At 61.5% G+C, this 16748-nt stretch carries 23 protein-coding genes; 5 read left to right on the plus strand and 18 right to left on the minus strand.

The features are described from left to right. The 5 genes from K0H47_RS14115 to K0H47_RS14135 form a co-directional block, all read right to left on the minus strand. Nucleotides 1-576 (minus strand): LysE family transporter (locus tag K0H47_RS14115; protein WP_219272969.1); only part of this gene is annotated, 576 nt, incomplete at its 3' end. Between the two features lie 74 nt (nucleotides 577-650). Next, nucleotides 651-1442: an AraC family transcriptional regulator gene (locus K0H47_RS14120; RefSeq protein ID WP_172834504.1), complete on the minus strand. Its 792-nt coding sequence runs from the start codon at nucleotides 1440-1442 to the stop codon at nucleotides 651-653. Nucleotides 1443-1522: 80 nt separating this feature from the next. Beyond that, nucleotides 1523-1993 (minus strand): arsenate reductase ArsC, encoded by a 471-nt coding sequence (locus K0H47_RS14125; RefSeq protein WP_201142934.1) that lies wholly within the window; start codon nucleotides 1991-1993, stop codon nucleotides 1523-1525. Nucleotides 1994-2006: 13 nt separating this feature from the next. Continuing rightward, the gene (locus tag K0H47_RS14130) at nucleotides 2007-3290 is read right to left on the minus strand and encodes an arsenic transporter (protein WP_093197338.1); all 1284 of its coding nucleotides are present in this window, start codon (nucleotides 3288-3290) and stop codon (nucleotides 2007-2009) included. Between the two features lie 18 nt (nucleotides 3291-3308). Next, complete coding sequence (locus tag K0H47_RS14135) at nucleotides 3309-3665, minus strand: metalloregulator ArsR/SmtB family transcription factor (RefSeq protein ID WP_219272971.1); 357 nt, start codon at nucleotides 3663-3665, stop codon at nucleotides 3309-3311. Between the two features lie 177 nt (nucleotides 3666-3842). On the opposite strand from K0H47_RS14135, the gene K0H47_RS14140 reads away from it, so the two are divergent. The 3 genes from K0H47_RS14140 to K0H47_RS14150 all read left to right on the plus strand — a co-directional run bounded on the left by K0H47_RS14140 (nucleotide 3843) and on the right by K0H47_RS14150 (nucleotide 5134). Beyond that, entirely contained in the window at nucleotides 3843-4058 is a 216-nt protein-coding gene (locus tag K0H47_RS14140; RefSeq protein ID WP_003212603.1) for a hypothetical protein, read from the plus strand. A gap of 72 nt (nucleotides 4059-4130) precedes the next feature. Beyond that, the gene (locus K0H47_RS14145) at nucleotides 4131-4826 is read left to right on the plus strand and encodes an AzlC family ABC transporter permease (protein ID WP_093197331.1); all 696 of its coding nucleotides are present in this window, start codon (nucleotides 4131-4133) and stop codon (nucleotides 4824-4826) included. Next, the gene (locus K0H47_RS14150; RefSeq protein WP_063030469.1) at nucleotides 4823-5134 is read left to right on the plus strand and encodes an AzlD domain-containing protein; all 312 of its coding nucleotides are present in this window, start codon (nucleotides 4823-4825) and stop codon (nucleotides 5132-5134) included. The genes K0H47_RS14145 and K0H47_RS14150 overlap by 4 nt, the downstream gene beginning before the upstream one ends. Before the next feature lie 262 nt (nucleotides 5135-5396). Here K0H47_RS14150 and K0H47_RS14155 read toward each other — a convergent pair whose 3' ends face one another. Further along, the gene (locus tag K0H47_RS14155; protein WP_017480362.1) at nucleotides 5397-5657 is read right to left on the minus strand and encodes a hypothetical protein; all 261 of its coding nucleotides are present in this window, start codon (nucleotides 5655-5657) and stop codon (nucleotides 5397-5399) included. A gap of 109 nt (nucleotides 5658-5766) precedes the next feature. Between K0H47_RS14155 and K0H47_RS14160 the strand changes: the two genes are divergently transcribed. Further along, nucleotides 5767-6120, plus strand: coding sequence for a hypothetical protein (locus K0H47_RS14160; RefSeq protein ID WP_003212599.1), 354 nt, complete (start codon nucleotides 5767-5769; stop codon nucleotides 6118-6120). 141 nt (nucleotides 6121-6261) lie between these two features. Here the strand turns inward: K0H47_RS14160 and K0H47_RS14165 are convergent, their stop codons facing one another. The 7 genes from K0H47_RS14165 to K0H47_RS14195 form a co-directional block, all read right to left on the minus strand. Beyond that, entirely contained in the window at nucleotides 6262-6966 is a 705-nt protein-coding gene (locus K0H47_RS14165; protein ID WP_093197326.1) for a YoaK family protein, read from the minus strand. Nucleotides 6967-7043: 77 nt separating this feature from the next. Further along, nucleotides 7044-8072, minus strand: coding sequence for a DNA topoisomerase IB (locus K0H47_RS14170; protein WP_219272973.1), 1029 nt, complete (start codon nucleotides 8070-8072; stop codon nucleotides 7044-7046). A gap of 63 nt (nucleotides 8073-8135) precedes the next feature. Beyond that, complete coding sequence (modC, locus tag K0H47_RS14175) at nucleotides 8136-9221, minus strand: molybdenum ABC transporter ATP-binding protein (RefSeq protein ID WP_219272975.1); 1086 nt, start codon at nucleotides 9219-9221, stop codon at nucleotides 8136-8138. Beyond that, nucleotides 9221-9901 (minus strand): molybdate ABC transporter permease subunit, encoded by a 681-nt coding sequence (gene modB / locus K0H47_RS14180; RefSeq protein ID WP_063030461.1) that lies wholly within the window; start codon nucleotides 9899-9901, stop codon nucleotides 9221-9223. Before modB ends, modC begins: the two co-directional genes overlap by 1 nt. Next, nucleotides 9902-10669 carry a molybdate ABC transporter substrate-binding protein gene (gene modA / locus K0H47_RS14185; RefSeq protein WP_017480368.1) on the minus strand — a complete coding sequence of 256 codons (768 nt, stop codon included), beginning with the start codon at nucleotides 10667-10669 and terminating at the stop codon, nucleotides 9902-9904. It abuts the gene before it with no gap. A gap of 127 nt (nucleotides 10670-10796) precedes the next feature. Continuing rightward, on the minus strand, nucleotides 10797-11861 hold the full coding sequence (locus K0H47_RS14190; RefSeq protein ID WP_219272977.1) for a nitronate monooxygenase family protein: 1065 nt from the start codon (nucleotides 11859-11861) through the stop codon (nucleotides 10797-10799). A gap of 110 nt (nucleotides 11862-11971) precedes the next feature. Further along, complete coding sequence (locus K0H47_RS14195; protein ID WP_063030455.1) at nucleotides 11972-12850, minus strand: alpha/beta fold hydrolase; 879 nt, start codon at nucleotides 12848-12850, stop codon at nucleotides 11972-11974. A 177-nt stretch (nucleotides 12851-13027) separates the two neighbouring features. On the opposite strand from K0H47_RS14195, the gene K0H47_RS14200 reads away from it, so the two are divergent. Next, entirely contained in the window at nucleotides 13028-13612 is a 585-nt protein-coding gene (locus tag K0H47_RS14200) for an ABATE domain-containing protein (protein ID WP_063030453.1), read from the plus strand. A 6-nt stretch (nucleotides 13613-13618) separates the two neighbouring features. Here the strand turns inward: K0H47_RS14200 and ada are convergent, their stop codons facing one another. From ada to K0H47_RS14225, 5 genes are all read right to left on the minus strand, one after another. Continuing rightward, nucleotides 13619-14683 carry a bifunctional DNA-binding transcriptional regulator/O6-methylguanine-DNA methyltransferase Ada gene (ada, locus tag K0H47_RS14205; protein WP_063030451.1) on the minus strand — a complete coding sequence of 355 codons (1065 nt, stop codon included), beginning with the start codon at nucleotides 14681-14683 and terminating at the stop codon, nucleotides 13619-13621. Between the two features lie 76 nt (nucleotides 14684-14759). After that, nucleotides 14760-15440 (minus strand): DNA oxidative demethylase AlkB, encoded by a 681-nt coding sequence (gene alkB / locus K0H47_RS14210; protein ID WP_219272979.1) that lies wholly within the window; start codon nucleotides 15438-15440, stop codon nucleotides 14760-14762. Continuing rightward, nucleotides 15430-16146: a 2OG-Fe(II) oxygenase gene (locus K0H47_RS14215; RefSeq protein WP_219272981.1), complete on the minus strand. Its 717-nt coding sequence runs from the start codon at nucleotides 16144-16146 to the stop codon at nucleotides 15430-15432. Before K0H47_RS14215 ends, alkB begins: the two co-directional genes overlap by 11 nt. A gap of 82 nt (nucleotides 16147-16228) precedes the next feature. Beyond that, complete coding sequence (locus K0H47_RS14220) at nucleotides 16229-16393, minus strand: hypothetical protein (RefSeq protein WP_167410147.1); 165 nt, start codon at nucleotides 16391-16393, stop codon at nucleotides 16229-16231. Nucleotides 16394-16404: 11 nt separating this feature from the next. Next, nucleotides 16405-16707, minus strand: coding sequence for a DUF1883 domain-containing protein (locus K0H47_RS14225; protein WP_003212586.1), 303 nt, complete (start codon nucleotides 16705-16707; stop codon nucleotides 16405-16407). Nucleotides 16708-16748: the final 41 nt, after the last annotated feature.

The raw sequence follows: 16748 nt of genomic DNA on the forward strand, positions 1-16748 counted from the left end.
CAGCACCACACCGCAAGCGCCATAGCTAACCCTCTGCCACATAGGCGACGCATTCTGGCGCAACAGGTTGACCAACGCCGCAATCAAAAAGCACGAAAGCACCGACGCCACCATGAACCCCGCAAAAAACATCAGCGTCTGCCCATGGCTCGGCGTCGCCCCAACTATCCCCGACAGCGCGCTGCCCAAGGCCCCCCAATAAACAATGTTCTTCGGATTGGCCAGGGAAATCGCTGCCCCCACCATCAGCGCATTCTGCCCGGACCTGGCCGGCGCACTGTCGGATTCCGGCAGCCGCCAGGCATCCATCAAGCTGCGTACCCCGAGCCACGCGAGATACAACCCGCACACCGCCGTCAGCGGCACCCGTACCGACTCATGCTGGATCAACAACGCTATGCCGGTCAGCCCAATCACCGCCCACACGGCATCGCCCACCAGCGAGCCAATCTGCACCAACAACGCAGGCGTAAACCCGTGCAATAGCCCACGGCGCAGGGTTTCCGCCAGCACCGCCCCCGGAGACAGGCAAAACACAAAACCGAACACCAGCGCTGAAAAAAAGATCGTCAACATGCCTGCCTTCCTTCAATGGATGGCCGGTAGTTTGGGGGAGGGTGGAGAGTTCGTCTTGAACCAGATTGCGCTTTTCAGCCCTTGAGCACGCTTTGATAGCGCCCCGGCGTAATGCCGTAGGCCGCACGAAAATGCCGGTTCAGATGGCTCTGATCGGCGAATCCGAGGGCGTGGGCCACTTGCGACGCCGCCACGCCTGAGCGCAACAGCCCTTTGGCGCGACGAGTGCGCAGTTGCATCGCCCACTGGCGAGGACTCAGTCCGGTTTCTTTCTGGAAAGCTCGCAGCAGATGGAATTTCGATAGGCCCAGCTCGTCGCCGAGAGTCTCGAGGGCAACCGCCTGGTGCAGGTTTTCCGCCAGCAACTCCTGAGCCTTGATCACCAGCCCGCGACCCACCGCCGTGCTGCCAGGCAGGCGCACGCCACTGCAACTGACCACCTCGCCGAGCAGCACCACCAAGGCTTCCTCACTCAGCTCCCGGGCGATCGGATCGGCACTCAGCGAACCTTCAATCGCACCGGCCAGTTTCATCGCCAGCTCCGGTTGGAAACACAGCGAACGGTCGAACTCCAGGTGTGCCAGACCCAGGTCAGCCGCCAATTGATCGGCAGTCGCATACAGGCTGACAAACCGCCACGGCTGCCCCTCGGCCGCGCCGCCGCCCTGAATCTGCCCTGGGTTGTACAAGGTGATGCTGCCGGGGCCGGCTTCGAACGTCCGGCGGTCCAGCCACACCTGTTCCTCGCCGAGCAGGTTGACGCCGATCACGCATTCATCATGGCTGTGGCGGGCAAACGTCAGGCCGGTGCACGATGTGCTGCTGACTTCGTAGTTGCCCAGCCAGGCGTGCTGCATGGAACTCATTGAGGGGGCTCGCAGTGACGGTTGCCCGCGAGCATACGCCGGAAGAGGGCTTCAGATCGACTACTCGCCAGGCTCTTCGGTTACAACGCGGCGATGCGATCAAGCTCGGCCTTGAGTTCGATGGGGTTCAGCCTGGCGAACGGAATCTCGAAAAAAGCCCGGCAGCGCCGTTCAATGATTGCCAGCGTGGCGCGGAACGCGGCGTCGACCTGGGCTTCATCGCCTTGAACATCCGACGGGTCCTCCAACCCCCAATGCGCCTTGATGGCCGGGCCGAAATACACCGGGCAGGCCTCCCCGGCGGCCTTGTCGCACACGGTGATGACGAAGTCCGGCGGGCTGCCTTCAAAGGCGTCGTTGCCCTTGCTGTACAAACCTTCGGTGCTGATGCCGGCGGCCTTCAGGGTGGTCAGGGTGCGGGGCAGCACCTGGCCCCTGGGGAAACTCCCGGAGCTGATGGCATGGAAACCGTCCGGCGCCAGATGGTTGAGCAAGGCTTCGGAGAGAATGCTGCGGCAGCTGTTGGCGGTGCACATGAACAGGACTTTCATCAAGCGGACTCCGTCAGAAACTCAGGCGCAGGGCGAGGGCGGCGAGGGTGATCAACAGCACCGGGAGGGTCAGCACAATGCCGACCTTGAAGTAGTAACCCCAGGTGATGCTGATGCCTTTGCGCGCCAGGATGTGCAGCCAGAGCAAGGTGGCCAGGCTACCGATGGGGGTGATTTTCGGGCCGAGGTCGCTGCCGATCACGTTGGCGTAGATCATCGCGTCCTTGACCACGCCTACCGCGTGGCTGGCTTCGATGGAAAGCGCACCGATCAGCACGGTCGGCAGGTTGTTCATCGCCGAAGACAACAGGGCGGTCAGCACGCCAGTGCCCAATGCCGCGCCCCACACGCCGTAACCGGCGAAGGTGTCGAGCCAGGTCGCAAGGTAGTTGGTCAGCCCGGCGTTACGCAGGCCGTAGACCACCAGGTACATGCCCAGGGAGAAGATCACGATCTGCCAGGGCGCTTCCTTCAGCACCTTGCGAGTGGAAATCTTGTGGCCCTTGGCGGCGATTACCAGCAGCAAGGTGGCGCAGGCGGCGGAAATCGCGCTGATGGGAATGCCCAGCGGTTCCAGGGCGAAGCAGCCCACCAGCAGGATGCCCAGCACCCACCAGCCGGCGCGGAAGGTGGCGCGGTCGTGGATCGCGCTGGCAGGGTCGTCGAGGTCGGCCGGGTCGTAGGTTTGCGGAATATCGCGGCGGAAAAACCACATCAATACCGCGAGGGTCGCGGCGACGCTCACCAGGTTCACCGGCACCATCACGGCGGCGTATTCGTTAAAGCCGATCTTGAAGTAGTCGGCCGATACGATGTTCACCAGATTGGAGACCACCAGTGGCAGGCTCGCGGTGTCGGCGATAAACCCGGCGCCCATGACGAACGCCAGGGTCGCCGCCGGAGAAAAGCGCAACGCCAACAGCATCGACATCACGATGGGCGTGAGGATCAGCGCCGCGCCGTCGTTGGCGAACAACGCCGACACCAGCGCGCCCAGCAGCACCATATACGCGAACAACCGCCGACCGCGTCCACGGCCCCAACGCGCCACATGCAAGGCGGCCCAGGCAAAAAAGCCCGCCTCATCCAGCAGCAGGCTGATGACGATCAACGCGACGAACGTCCCGGTGGCGTTCCAGATGATGTGCCACACCACCGGAATATCCGCCAGGCTGATAACGCCACACGCCAGGGCCAGGATCGCGCCCATGGTGGCGCTCCAGCCGACGCCCAGGCCCTTGGGCTGCCAGATGACCAGGATGATGGTGAACAGAAAAATAGCAACGGCTACAAGCATGAAAAGCTCTCCGCAGGATCAGCGGCAGGCGCTGGCCCGTTGTGGTCGGTCGCCCATGGTGTCCAAACGCTGGGCGTCTGTGTTTAACCAGGCTTGGTTGGCTTGCAGGGTGGTGTCGAGCACCGCCGTCACCCATGCTGGCAAGGCCGGGTTGAGGCGGTAATAAATCCACTGGCCCTGGCGACGGTCCAGCAATAACCCGCAACTGCGCAGTTGCGCCAGGTGGCGGGAGATTTTCGGCTGGCTGTCGTGCAGAGCATGGATCAACTCGCACACACAAAGTTCGCCTTCACGCAGGATCAACAACGTCAGCCGTGCGCGGGTGGCGTCGGCCAGGCATTTGAAGACGTTGGGTGGGGAGAAGAGATCTGACATGGTCAGCGGCCTCATATATATGGAAATTCGAATATACGTATTTCCATATGTTTCGGTCAAATCCTGTTTCGATTGACCTGCGTCAACGGCCGGGCAATCGACGACAAGTGGTTGAAATTAAACTGAAACACAAATGTCCTAAAGTGCCTGCCCAATGGTGATGAAGGAAGAAAACGTGTGACCCGTGCCACTCGCAACCTGCGTAAGACCCTCGATTCCGTCGCGGACAATAACGAAACCGCGGCCTTTGACCTGATGCGCGCCGTTGAAAAGCTCAGCGATGAAGTGCTGCGCCAGCGTCTGCTCAATACCATCCACCGGCTCAACCAGGACGCCCACGAACTGCGCGAAGCCCGGGACGCCGTGGAGCGGGTGTCGGTCAAACTGGCCTGAGCACGATCGTTCAAGACAATCCCTGATACCGCTGGCATGCTTGTCGACTGACTGTCGATGAGCCTGTTGTGTATGCCTAACGCCCTGCCTCTGAACGCCTTTTCCCGTGGCGCGATTGCGATCATTCCATTGTCCCTGGCCTGTGCGCCCTGGGGATTGCTGGCCGGTTCCACCGCAATTGATGCCCAATTCACTCCGCTGGAAGCCCAAGGGCTGTCGACCATTGTGTTTGCCGGTGCCGCCCAACTGGTGGCCATCGGTATGGTCAAGAGCGGCGCCAGCCTGATTTCGATCCTGCTGACCACCTTGCTGCTGACCTCCCAGCATTTGCTCTACGGCATGCACATGCGTCCCACGCTGTCGCCGCTTAAACCACGGTGGCGCATGAGCCTGGGCTTTTTGCTGACCGACGAGTTCTTCGCCCTGGTCAGCCAATATGACCGCCAGACCTTCAACCGCTGGTACGCCCTGGGCGTCGGCCTGACGTTCTATATCATCTGGAACGTCTTCACCTTCGCCGGCATCGTGCTCGGTAAAAGCATTCCCGGGCTGGATCAGCTGGGTCTGGAATTCTCGATTGCCGCGACGTTTATCGCCCTGATCACCCCCGTTGTACGCGACGTGCCAACCATCGTCTGCGTCGCCGTGTCGTTGCTGTGCTCGGTATGGCTGAGCTACCTGCATTGGGAGTCGGCGGTGGTGGTGTCCGGAGTGTTGGGGATGAGCGCGGGGTTTGCCTGCAAGCGCCTGGGAGTAGGGCAGCGATGATCTTCGTGATGATTTTTGGCATGGGTTTGATCGTGTTTCTCAACCGCTACCTGTTCATCGAGCCGCGCCTGCCGGTGCGCCTCAATCGCGGAGCGCGGGAGTTTCTCGGGTTTGCCGTGCCGGGGATGCTCACCGCCATCTGTGGGCCGATCATTTTTCTGGCCGACCACAAACTCAACCTGAGCGTGAGCAACCCTTACCTGCTGGCCGGGGTGTGCGCCGTGGCGTTGATGTTCTGGACCCGCAGCGTGCTGATCACCGTGTTGCTGAGCATGGCGCTGTTCTATCTGTTCCGCTGGCTGCTCTGAACAGCAAACTCCTGCCGTAGCAGCTGTCGAGCCCCAGCGAGGCTGCGTCAGGCGCGCCTCGGTTTAGCGTCTGGCTGGTTAATGGGGGTGCTGCCAACGCAGCCTCGCTGGGGCTCGACAGCTGCTACGGGGGGAGCAAAACCAGGGCAAAAAAAAGCCTGCGGGAGGGCAGGCTGGAAGGGAGACTTCTTAAAAATGAGCCTGTCGACTATAGGCGGCAAGGTCTCCCTTCACAGTGAAACAAAGTTCATGAATCTGTCAGCTATTCAGCAACCGGGCTGGCGGGCTTTTTGTTGGCTTTGGCTTCGGCCGCCAGGCATTCCAGGGCAAACTGCTCGGTGTAGGTCATCTGGATCGGGGTGCTTTCGCCCTTGACGGTGCGCTCGCCATCCAGGATGTAGCGAATGCGCTTGTCGGTCACGCCGATGCGTTTGGCGATCCACGAAGGCGTTTGGCCGATGCGGCTGATCAGCTTGTCGGCGTAGTCGGTGGAGGGGTTGTAGCGCTCGGCGTTGGGTGTCATGGGGGTTCCGGGTAAAAGCGGGTTCGTAAGTAGGCGGCAGGGTGACGCAATTATCATTCGGTGTCGCCTGCTAATGGTACAGTCGCGTTTTTTCCAAGGAAGCTTCGGTATGCGGATGGTGGTAATTGGCGCTTTGGTACTGGCATCGCTGGCCGGTTGTGCGGGCTCGAAGATGAAAGAGGCGCGTACCGGTACGCCCTATAAAACCCTGGCCTCGGACAAGGCCCCGCTGGTGGTTGCCCAATGCATCCAGTTCGGTTGGCAGGACGAAGCGGTGTTCGGCGTGGATGCCGGTGGCTTCATGGAGCCTGCGCAGGCCGGTGGCTTCACCATCTACACCACGGCAGGCGATTACTTTGTTGACGTGCGCAGCGCCGGCGCGGGTGCCAGCGTCAACTATTATGCTGCCCAGGATGACTACCCGGCCAAGCGTCGCCTCGCCGCACTGGCGACTTGTCTGTAATCCGTTGCGTTAGAAAAGTTCAGAAATGCCCTGCGGACAGCTTCGCGGGCATTGTTTTAGTATTTTCCTGCTCGCCCGGCGTGACGGCTCTTTACCGGTACATGGACGTCGAGGCCGGAGCGCCGGGCGGGCAACTCTTTTCTAGCGTGGCATATACCCCAGGTGCCAGCGCCGGGGAATCTTCAGCGACACCAACCCCAACAGCGCCGACAGCACCCCGCTGACCAGCAGCGCACGAATCCCCATCTGATGCTCCAGTAATGCACCGATCACCGCACCGGCAAACATCCCGGCCCAGGGGATCAGTTGCACGCGCCAGCCATTGCGGCGTTCACCGAGCATCCAGCGGCCCAGCCCGCGACCAAATCGCGACAGCGCCCCGGTGACATATGTAAGCCCCACCGGTAATCCGTTCACCTCTTCGACGGCAGCATTCAACATGCCCATGGCGATGATCGCCGCCAGCAACGCCGGCAGTTGATCGTCGAACGGCCAGGCGGCGGCCCCGCACAGCAGGGTCGCGATACACAGCAACAAAGGCAGGGCATGGCGCCGGCTGACGCGGCTGACCATCACGCCCAACGCATTCCCGGCGATAAAGGTCGCTACCAGCAGCGTCAGGCGCCCGGTAAGGCCCAGGTCGCCTTCGCTGATCGCCACGGCGAGGCGCGTGGTGTTGCCGCTCATGAAAGAGACAAAATCCCCGCTGGCCATGAAACCAATGGCGTCGGTCATGCCCGCCAGCACGGAAAGGCTGGCCACCAGCATCAGTCCGACACGCCCGCGCCATTTGTGGCGATGCAATAAGGCGGCGTTGGTGTAGGGCTTCAAGGATGAAGGCAGCATGGGGCCGGGTTCCTCGGCGAGATTATCCGGCCACTACCGTAGGGCGCTTTGCCCCCAGCTGCAATGACTTGGCGCACTCACAGGCGTTCTGCCAGTTGCTCCAGAAACATCGCCAACCCCACTTCCTCGGCTTTCAGGCCTTTGCGCACCCGTGGCTTGGGCAGCTTTGCCAGCTCGCCCAGGCTGAAATGCTCCAGCACAGCCGGGTGGATGTAGCATTTGCGGCACACCGCCGGGGTGTTGCCCAGTTGCTTGGCGACATTCTTGACCATCTCCACCACATGCTTCTTGGCGTCGGATTCCGGCTGCCATTCAAGCTCGCGCAATACCGCCAACGCCAGGGCCGTGCCGGCCCAGGTGCGGTAATCCTTGGCGGTAAAATCCGCGCCGGTGAGGCTGTGGAGGTAGGCATTCACGTCAGTGGAGCTGACCGTATGGCGCTCGCCGTTCTCGTCCAGGTACTGGAACAGGTTCTGCCCCGGCAATTCCAGGCAACGCTTGATCACCGTGGCCAGGCGCCGATCCTTGACGGTGATCTGGTGCTCGATGCCGCTCTTGCCGCGAAACTGGAACAGGATCTCGCTGCCCTTGATGTCCACATGGCGGGTGCGCAGGGTGGTCAGGCCGTAGGAGCGATTGTCCCGGGCGTACTGAGTGTTGCCCACGCGGATCAGGGTGGCGTCGAGCAGCATCACCACCGTGGCCAGGACCTTTTCCCGATTGAACCCGGGCGCCGCGATCTGCGCTTCCAACTGCTTGCGCAGCTTGGGCAACGCGCTGCCGAACTGTTGCAGCCGGGAATACTTGTCGGTGTCACGCACCTCACGCCAGCGTTGGTGATAACGGTACTGCTTGCGCCCCCGGGCATCACGGCCGGTCGCTTGCAGGTGGCCGCGCGGGTCGGCGCAGATCCACACATCGGTATAGGCCGGCGGCACCGCGAGGGCGTTGATGCGTTTGATTTCGTCGGCATCGGTTATGCGGGTGCCGTCGGCCTCGAAGTACTGGAACTTGCCCCGCAGCTTTTTCCGGGAGATCCCGGGCTCGGTGTCGTCAACGTAATGCAGGTCGCGGGGCAGGTCGGCAAGCAACGCAGGATCGGGCATGGCGCAAATTCCTTGGCAGGTATTTCTGATTGACCGCAGGGGGTTGCGGTCGTGCCAATAGATTCAGGCCAGTACCGCCACCGCCTTGATTTGCGCCCACAACGTCTGGCCGGGATGCAGTTGCAACTGGTCCCGTGAGTAACGGGTGATGCGTGCCAGCAGTGGCGTGCCGGCTGCATCGAGGCTCACCAGCACATGGGCTGCGTTGTCCGCCGGGATTGCCTGGGTCACCGTCACCGGCAGGCGATTGAGGATGCTGCTGTGTTCCTCGGCCTGCAGGCTGAGGCTGACGTCCCGCGCCTGGATCTTGAAGCGCAACGGTTTGCCCAACGCCAGCGGTGCATGGGCCACGCGCATTTGCAGTTGGCTGGCGGGCAGTTGCAGAGTCAGCAACTGGTAGTGCTCGTCGTAGGCGCAGACCGTACCGTTGATCACCACGCCGGCATCGTCGCCCAAGGCCATGGGCAGGTCCAGCCGAGCCAGGGTTTCGCCAATGGGGCCGCTGGCAAGGGCCTTGCCTTCGCTGAGCAACACGATGTGATCAGCCAGGCGCGCCACTTCGTCCTGGGCATGGCTGACGTACAGCACAGGGATCTCCAGCTCGTCGTGCAAACGTTCAAGGTATGGCAGGATTTCGCCTTTGCGTTTGCTGTCCAGCGCCGCCAACGGTTCATCCATCAGCAACAGGCTCGGGCTGGTGAGCAGGGCGCGGGCGATGCCGACGCGCTGGCGTTCACCGCCGGAAAGGTGCTGCGGATGGCGGTCCAGCAGGTGGCCGATGCCCAGCAGCTCGGTGGCATGGGCCATCTCCACCCGCCGCTGCTGACGCGGGATGCGCTTGAGGCCGAATTCCAGGTTGGCCAGCACCGACAAATGCGGGAACAGGCTGGCTTCTTGAAACACGTAGCCCAGGGCGCGCTTGTGGGGTGGCACAAACAGCCCTTTGCGGCTGTCTTGCCAGACTTCGTCGTTGATTTGCACGAAACCCTCTTCAGCCCGTTCCAGCCCGGCGATGCAGCGCAGGCAGGTGGTCTTGCCGGAGCCGGAATGACCGTACAGCGCCGTCACGCCGCGACCGGGCAGTTGCAGGTCGACGTCCAGGGCAAACCCGGAATACTTCAGTTGCAGGCGCACCTCGATCATCGACATCAGCTCCAGCCCGCTTTGGTTTTACGGCTGGAGTAGAGCGCCAGCAACACCAGGAAAGAAAACACCACCATCGAGCCGGCCAGCCAGTGGGCCTGGGCATATTCCATAGCTTCGACGTGGTCGTAGATCTGCACCGAGACTACCCGGGTCTTGTCTGGAATATTGCCGCCGATCATCAGCACTACGCCGAACTCACCGACGGTGTGGGCAAAGCCGAGAATCGACGCGGTGATAAAACCCGGGCGCGCCAGGGGCAGGATCACGCTGAAAAAAGTGTCCCAGGGATTGGCCCGCAAGGTGGCGGCCACTTCCAACGGTCGAGTGCCGATGGCGGAGAAGGCGTTTTGCAACGGCTGCACCACAAACGGCATGGAATAGATCACCGAGCCAATCACCAGCCCGGCGAAGCTGAAGGTCAGAGTGCCCAGGCCCAGCCATTGGGTGAACTGGCCGAAGTAGCCGTTGGGCCCCATGGTCAGCAGCAGGTAGAAACCGATCACGGTGGGCGGCAACACCAGCGGCAAGGCCACCACCGCGCCGATGGGGCCGCGCCACCAAGAACGGGTGCGCGACAGCCACAGAGCGATCGGAGTGCCGATGATCAGCAGGATGACCGTGGTCAGTGACGCCAACTTCAGGGTCAACCAGATCGCGGAAAAATCGGCACTCGACAGCGGCATTTACAGCTCGTAACCGTAGGACTTGATGACCGCGGCGGCTTTCGGACCTTTCAGGTATTCAACCAGGGCCTTGGCAGCGGCGCTGTCCTTGCCCTTGTTGAGGATTACCGCATCCTGCTTGATCGGGTCGTGCATCGACGACGGCACGATCCAGGCGGAACCGCTGGTGACCTTGCCGTCCTTGTAGATCTGCGACAGCGCTACAAAACCCAGCTCGGCATTGCCGGTGGACACGAACTGATAGGCCTGGGTGATGTTCTGGCCTTCGACAATCTTGTCCTTGACCTTCTCGGTCAGGCCTTCCTTCGCCAGTACCTGGGTGGCGGCCAGGCCGTAAGGCGCGGCTTTCGGGTTGGCGATGGACAGGTGCTGGAATTGGTTTTTCTTCAGCACTTCGCCCTTGGCATCCACATAACCTTCCTTGGCCGACCACAGCGCCAGGGTGCCTACCGCGTAGGTAAAGCGCGAACCTTTGACGGTATCGCCTTCGGCTTCGAGTTTCTGCGGGGTGGTGTCGTCGGCGCTGAGGAACACCTCAAACGGCGCGCCGTTCTTGATCTGGGTGTAGAACTGGCCGGTGGCACCGTAGGCGGCGACCAGCTTGTGGCCGGTGTCTTTTTCAAAGTCGGCGGCAATTGCCTGGATCGGTGCGGTGAAGTTGGCGGCCACGGCCACCTGGACTTCATCGGCATTCGCCGAGGAAAAGGCAAACGCGGCGATCAGGGTGGCGAGGGCGGTGGGGGCCAGGCGTGAGGCGCGAATCATCATCAAGAAGCTCCTTGGGGGTTACCGACTTTGCGGCTTGTTATAGACAGAAGGGCGTACCGCTATGTATGGGAATATATAGCGGTTGGCCACTGCCGGTACAGTGCAAAGTTGTCTCGGGAGTTCAGGTTCAGCGTCGGCCGATTTTTTCCAGGGTTTGCGCGGCCAGCTCCAGCGTCAGGTCATAAGTGGAGATGTCCTTGCCGAGGCGCAACGCCTGGCCCGACCACAAGTTACTGAAGCCGGCTTCATCCTTGGCTTTCAATGGCATCAATGCACCGCCAGACAACGGGAACGCAGGTGCTGTCGGGTTGATCGCGCCCAACTCACGCATTACCCGGTTGATGATGCCTCGCGCCGGGCGGCCGGTGAACAGGTTAGTCAGCGCGGTCTCGCTGGCCTGGGCGTTGCGCAACGCGTGGTGGTGTGACTTCGAGACGGTGGCCTCGGGGGTAAACAGGTACGCCGTGCCGATCTGTACCGCCGACGCGCCGAGGGCGAAGGCCGCGACGATGCCCCGCGCATCGCCGATACCGCCGGCCGCGATTACCGGCACGCTTACGGCGTCGACGATCTGTGGCACCAACGCCAGGGTGCCGATCTGGCTATTCAGGTCCTCGTTGAGGAACATCCCGCGATGGCCACCGGCTTCGTAACCCATGGCGATGATTGCGTCGCAGCCATGCTGTTCCAGCCAGACGGCTTCTTCCACAGTGGTGGCCGATGACAGGATTTTCGCCCCGGTGGCCTTGACCCGGTCCAGCAGGGATTTTTCCGGCAGGCCAAAGTGGAAACTCACGACTTCCGGGCGGAACTCTTCCACCACTTTGCAGGCAGCGTCGTTGAAGGGGGCACGGTTGGAGACGGGCGTCGGGGCGTCAAAGTCGGCGCCCAGTTCGCGGTAGTAGGTTTCCAGCAGTTTCTTCCACTGAAGGTCGCGATCAGCGTCCGGCGCCGGCGGCTGATGGCAGAAGAAATTCACGTTCAGCGGCCGTGAACTGGCCTGGCGAATGGTAGTGAGTGCTTCGCGCAGTTGCTCGATGCTGAGCGTTGCTGCCGGCATCGAACCGAGGGCGCCAGCCTGGTTGGCGGCAATCACCATGGCCGTGCTCGTAGCATTCGCCATGGGCGCCTGGATGATCGGCAACTCAATGCCCAGCAGGTCAAGAATTCGGGTGTCTGGCCAGGTGCTCATGGGACGCTTCTCCAACGGTGGAATGCTGTTCCATCGTTTTAGCAGGGCCATGCAGCACCAGGCCAGTCTGTATTATTCACTGGACGAATCCAGGGTTTCGTGGGCGGCTATCAGTTGATAGCTTCGCCCAGTACCTCATGAATCCGCTGGGCAATATGCGCCGCGTGGGTTTCCAGGGCGAAGTGGCCGGTATCGAGCAATTCCACCACGGCGTTGGCGTTATCGACTTTGTAAGCATGGGCACCCGGCGGGATGAAGAAGGGATCGTTCTGGCCCCAGATCACCAGCGCCGGCACTTGCGTGGCCTTGAAAAACCCCTGGAACGCCGGGTACAGCGTCAGGTTGTTGCGGTAGTCGAGAAACAGGTCCAACTGGATTTCGTCGTTGCCGGGACGCTGCATCAGAAGCACATCGAGCATGTAGGACTCAGGCGCAACCAGCTCCGGTTGCGGTACCCCGTGCAGGTACTGATAGCGCGTACCTTCCAGGCTGATGACGGCGTTGCGAATGATCTCACGATTGGCTGGGCTCGGCTCGGCCCAATAGGCCCGGATCGGATCCCAGGCGTCACCCAGACCTTCCAGGTAGGCATTGCCGTTCTGCGATATCAGCGCACTGACCCGTTCCGGATGTGCCACCGCCAGGCGCAGGCCTACCGGCGCGCCATAGTCGAACACGTAAAGGGCGTAACGGCTGAGCTGCAGGGCGTTGACGAAATGGCCGACGGTAATCGCCAGGTTGTCGAAGCTGTAGCGGTAATTGCGTTCGGCTGGGACTTCGGTGAAGCCGAAACCCGGCAGATCGGGGGCGATGACCCGGTAGCGGGTGGCGAGCAGCGGGATCAGGTCACGGTACATATGGGACGAGCTGGGAAAACCGTGCAGCAGCAACAGCACGGGCGCAGAAGGGTCGCCAGCTTCGCGGTAGAACACGCGCACGCCATCGGCATCAACATGCTGGTAGCGCACAACGGGGGCTGAAATCGACATGATCGGAATCCTCTGTGTAACTGGATAAGTTGATTTGTGGGGTTACTGGTCTCGCAGGCTGCGCTCGAAAAAGTAACCTGTCAAATTAATTTAATGGGTTACTTTTCGGGGGGTTTAGTAACTATCCAAAAGCATTATCAGCGGTTACGATGTCGCGGACTTGAAGAGGACTCGCCAATGACCGTCATCACACCATCCCCGATGGATCCCTACGTTCTAGCCGACCATCCGGTGTTGGACATGCTCAACACCCGGGCGAATGTCGACGGTGTGCCCTTTGAGTTCTGGCAAGGCGATGCCGATGTGCAGCGCTGGCTGGTGCGACTGGGCTGGTGCGAAGAGGGCGCGGTGCCGGTATTCGAGGAGGGCGCTTTACTGGGCGCGGCGAGGGGATTGCGGGAAGTGATCCGGCTGTTGCTGGAGCAACGGAAGGCCGGCCAGCAGGGTGATCCTGCTGCGTTGAATGCATTTTTGCGCAAGGCCGTCAGCCATCCGCAGCTGGCTTGGCCGGCGCCGGGCGAGTTGCGCCTGGAGCGCCAGCGCAAACAGCAAACCGCTGAGCAGTTCCTGGCACCGATCGCCGAAGCCGCGGCGACGTTACTGGTGGAAGGGGATTTCGGTTTGATCCGCACCTGCGAACACCCCGAGTGCGTGCTGTGGTTCTACGACCGGACCAAGGGCCACAAGCGCCGCTGGTGCAGCATGGCGCTGTGTGGCAACCGGCATAAGGTGGCCGAGTTTCGCAAGCGCAAACTCTTGTAGCGGTCGTCAGGCGCCGGCCGGGCTTTCGCGCTCCAGCAACTGCCGCTTGCGCTCAACGCCCCAGCGGTAGCCCGATAGATTACCGTCGGCGCGCACCACCCGATGGCAGGGAATCGCCACGGCCAGGCTGTTGGCACCGCACGCCTGTGCCACGGCGCGATAGGCGGTCGGGGCGCCGATGCGCTGGGCAATCTCTGCATAGCTGGCGGTGCAACCCACCGGGATTTCTCGCAAGGCCTGCCAGACCCGTTCCTGAAACGCAGTGCCGCGCAGATCCAGGGGCAAGTTCAGGCCCAGGGCCGGCGCCTCGATAAAGCCCACCACTTGGGCGATCAATTGTTCGAAGTCGTGATCGGCGCCCAACAGATTGGCGCGGGGAAACTGATCCTGCAGGTCACGCACCAGTTTGTCCGGGTCGTCCCCCAGCAGGATTGCGCACACACCGCGATTGCTCTGCGCCACCAGAATTGCGCCCAACGAGCATTGGCCGACGGCAAACCGAATGTCCGTGTTAGTGCCGCCCGCCTTGTAGTCGCCAGGCTTCATGCCAAGCAACTGGTCGGCGGCCTCATAAAAACGGCTGTTGGAATTGAAGCCGGCGTCGTACAGCGCATCGGTCACCGAATGCTGGTCCTTGAGCCCGTCGCGTACTTTGCGCGAGCGATGGGCACTGGCGTAGCGCTTGGGTGTGAGGCCTGTCACCGCCTTGAACACCCGATGGAAATGAAACGGGCTCAGGCCGGCGAGGGTGGCCAGGTCTTCAAGGGCTGGCAGGGTTTCGGCCTGTTCGATGTGCCGACAGGCGGCTGCCACCAGTTGCGCGTGGCGTGCGGCCACTTGGGTCTGGTCGCCCGACGAACGTTTGTTGGGGCGGTAGCCCGCGGCTTCGGCCTGTTGCGGGGTGTCGAAGAACTCGACGTTCTCCGGACGCGGCCGCCGTGCGGAACTGCTGGGGCGGCAGTACACGCCGGTGGTTTTCACGCCATAGACGAAGGTCAAGTCGGCCTTGGCGTCGCGGGCGACGATGGCGGCCCAGCGTGGGTCTTGTTCGGTGGCGTGGCGCGCGGTCATGGTGGTGGCTCCTGGTTGAAGAATGCCAGGTTAGTCCCCGGTGGCATTCCCATCACTCCGATGCTTGCGGTCAAATTCATCCGGCTGTGCGAAACGTCAGGTTGATGCGCTGCGGCCCCATGACCGGATGAGTGCCGGGCTTGATCGGCATCACGCCGTGAAAGCGCAGGCGATCCACACCGCCCCATACCACGACATCGCCATGGAACAGCGAGACTTTTTGCGCTGTGTCGCTCCGCTCATGGCCGCCGAACAGAAAGATCGCCGGCAAACCCAGTGACACGGAGACCACTGGAGCAGCATAGCGGCGCTCGTTCTTGTCCTGATGCAGGGACATTTTCGCGCCTGGCACATAGCGGTTGATCAGGCAGGCATCCGGTTCGAAGTTATCGAAGCCCGCGTCTGCCGCCGCCATGAGCGCCAATTGGCGTAGCGCCTCGGGCATGGCTGGCCAGGGTTGCTGGTTGTTGGGGTCAATCGCAGAGTAGCGATAGCCGGTGGGATCGGTCGTCCAACCCAGTTCACCGCAGCTGCTCAAAGCGGCGGACATGGTAAAGCCGCCCGGCGTGACCATTTGCCGGAACGGCGATTGAGCCAGTACGCGCCGCAGTTCCGGAAGCAAGCGCTCGACCCAGGGCAGGGCGTAGCCTCTGAGAACGTAGGATTGCTCACCGATTTGTTCGCGTCCCGGGGGCTGTTGCAAGGCCTCGTCGGCGAACAAATCGGCGGTTGCTCCAGGATCGGTCTTACTGCGCATCGTGAAAAATCACTCCCAAAGTATGCCGCGTACCACTGTGCAGAACACTGACCCCATGGCGCAAGGTCACCCGATGAAACCCTCTCACGCTGGGCATGGGTCGCTGATTGACCGCGAAGATCACAGCGTCGCCCCTGTTCAGCGGCACGACCTGGGCCCGGGATTGCATGCGTGGCCGCTGTTCGGTCAGCACCAGTTCGCCGCCGCGAAAGTCTTCTCCCGGCTGCGACAACAGAATGGCAACTTGTAGGGGAAACACATGTTCGCCGTACACATCCTGGTGCAGGCAGTTGTAGTCGCCGGGGCCATATTGCAGCAATAACGGGGTAGGGCGCTGTTGGCCCGCAGCGTGGCAACGGGTAATGAAGTCAGCATGGCGTGCCGGGTAAGTGATCGGCAGGTTCATCTGTTCGTTCCAGCGATTGGCCTGGGGGGCCAGGTACTGATACAGCTCTTCACGCAACTCGCTGACCCGGGAGGGCAGCGGATAGCGGAAATACTTGTACTCGCCCCGACCAAAGCCGTGCCTGGCCATCAGCACGTGGGAGCGAAACCGTTCGTGCTGCGGGTAGTGGCCGCAGAGCTCCGCACATTCTTGCTGATCCAGCAGCGCTGGAATAATTGCGTTGCCCTGTTGGTCAAGGTCTTGCTCGATCGCGCGCCAGTCCAGCTTGGCCAGGCGCTCTTTAAGTGAGGTAGAAGGCATCGACGAGTTCCTGTGGCAGCGGATAAGGGCTGCCAGTCTAGGAAGTCGCCAGCGTTACGACACTCCGATGCTTGCGCTCGAATTACAGGGCCTTGCTCACATTGATATCGGTGATTTCATCGCTGGCATCGTGCATTTTTGCCAGTGCTTCCTTGGCTTCCTCAATGCTGCCCGCTTGCAGTTGGGCGAATTCGAAGCGGCGCTCACCGTTGAGTTTGTACTTGATCACATATTTGGTGGTAGTCACGGGCATTCCTGTCAGCTGAGTTTCGAATTGGTGCGGCGCACGATGCGGATCTTGTGGGACAAGGTCGGCTTTTTGGTCACACTGATGGCGCGGCGGGTAACCACGTCCAGGGTAATGTTCCAGAAGCCGGTGCTCGGCGCGGTGATTTTTGCCGGGAATTTGTCGAACGCGCCGCCGTGGTAAGTGTGGCGGCCACCGTTCTTGAAGCTGCGAAAGTTCGCGTCGCTCATCAGGCGGATGTTGCACGTTTGCGAACATTCAATGACGACAATGTCTCCTTCATTGAGGTGTTCGCGCTGGTGGATGAATTTCATGAGGTGTCTCCAGAAGGGCTTTTTCTGAAAAATCAGAACGA

This window comes from Pseudomonas sp. Xaverov 83, assembly GCF_019352905.1.
GTDB lineage: Bacteria > Pseudomonadota > Gammaproteobacteria > Pseudomonadales > Pseudomonadaceae > Aquipseudomonas > Aquipseudomonas yamanorum.

Bases quoted from the DNA above. Each gene is read 5' to 3' on its own strand.
- K0H47_RS14225 (WP_003212586.1), bottom strand. From the start codon at position 16,707: ATGAAATTCATCCACCAGCGCGAACACCTCAATGAAGGAGACATTGTC.
- K0H47_RS14145 (WP_093197331.1), top strand. From the start codon at position 4,131: ATGCCTAACGCCCTGCCTCTGAACGCCTTTTCCCGTGGCGCGATTGCG.
- K0H47_RS14200 (WP_063030453.1), top strand. From the start codon at position 13,028: ATGACCGTCATCACACCATCCCCGATGGATCCCTACGTTCTAGCCGAC.
- modA (WP_017480368.1), bottom strand. From the start codon at position 10,669: ATGATGATTCGCGCCTCACGCCTGGCCCCCACCGCCCTCGCCACCCTG.
- K0H47_RS14155 (WP_017480362.1), bottom strand. From the start codon at position 5,657: ATGACACCCAACGCCGAGCGCTACAACCCCTCCACCGACTACGCCGAC.
- modC (WP_219272975.1), bottom strand. From the start codon at position 9,221: ATGTCGATGATCGAGGTGCGCCTGCAACTGAAGTATTCCGGGTTTGCC.
- K0H47_RS14190 (WP_219272977.1), bottom strand. From the start codon at position 11,861: ATGAGCACCTGGCCAGACACCCGAATTCTTGACCTGCTGGGCATTGAG.
- K0H47_RS14170 (WP_219272973.1), bottom strand. From the start codon at position 8,072: ATGCCCGATCCTGCGTTGCTTGCCGACCTGCCCCGCGACCTGCATTAC.
- modB (WP_063030461.1), bottom strand. From the start codon at position 9,901: ATGCCGCTGTCGAGTGCCGATTTTTCCGCGATCTGGTTGACCCTGAAG.
- ada (WP_063030451.1), bottom strand. From the start codon at position 14,683: ATGACCGCGCGCCACGCCACCGAACAAGACCCACGCTGGGCCGCCATC.
- K0H47_RS14215 (WP_219272981.1), bottom strand. From the start codon at position 16,146: ATGCCTTCTACCTCACTTAAAGAGCGCCTGGCCAAGCTGGACTGGCGC.
- K0H47_RS14120 (WP_172834504.1), bottom strand. From the start codon at position 1,442: ATGAGTTCCATGCAGCACGCCTGGCTGGGCAACTACGAAGTCAGCAGC.
- K0H47_RS14195 (WP_063030455.1), bottom strand. From the start codon at position 12,850: ATGTCGATTTCAGCCCCCGTTGTGCGCTACCAGCATGTTGATGCCGAT.
- K0H47_RS14130 (WP_093197338.1), bottom strand. From the start codon at position 3,290: ATGCTTGTAGCCGTTGCTATTTTTCTGTTCACCATCATCCTGGTCATC.
- K0H47_RS14125 (WP_201142934.1), bottom strand. From the start codon at position 1,993: ATGAAAGTCCTGTTCATGTGCACCGCCAACAGCTGCCGCAGCATTCTC.
- K0H47_RS14135 (WP_219272971.1), bottom strand. From the start codon at position 3,665: ATGTCAGATCTCTTCTCCCCACCCAACGTCTTCAAATGCCTGGCCGAC.
- K0H47_RS14160 (WP_003212599.1), top strand. From the start codon at position 5,767: ATGCGGATGGTGGTAATTGGCGCTTTGGTACTGGCATCGCTGGCCGGT.
- K0H47_RS14150 (WP_063030469.1), top strand. From the start codon at position 4,823: ATGATCTTCGTGATGATTTTTGGCATGGGTTTGATCGTGTTTCTCAAC.
- alkB (WP_219272979.1), bottom strand. From the start codon at position 15,440: ATGCGCAGTAAGACCGATCCTGGAGCAACCGCCGATTTGTTCGCCGAC.
- K0H47_RS14165 (WP_093197326.1), bottom strand. From the start codon at position 6,966: ATGCTGCCTTCATCCTTGAAGCCCTACACCAACGCCGCCTTATTGCAT.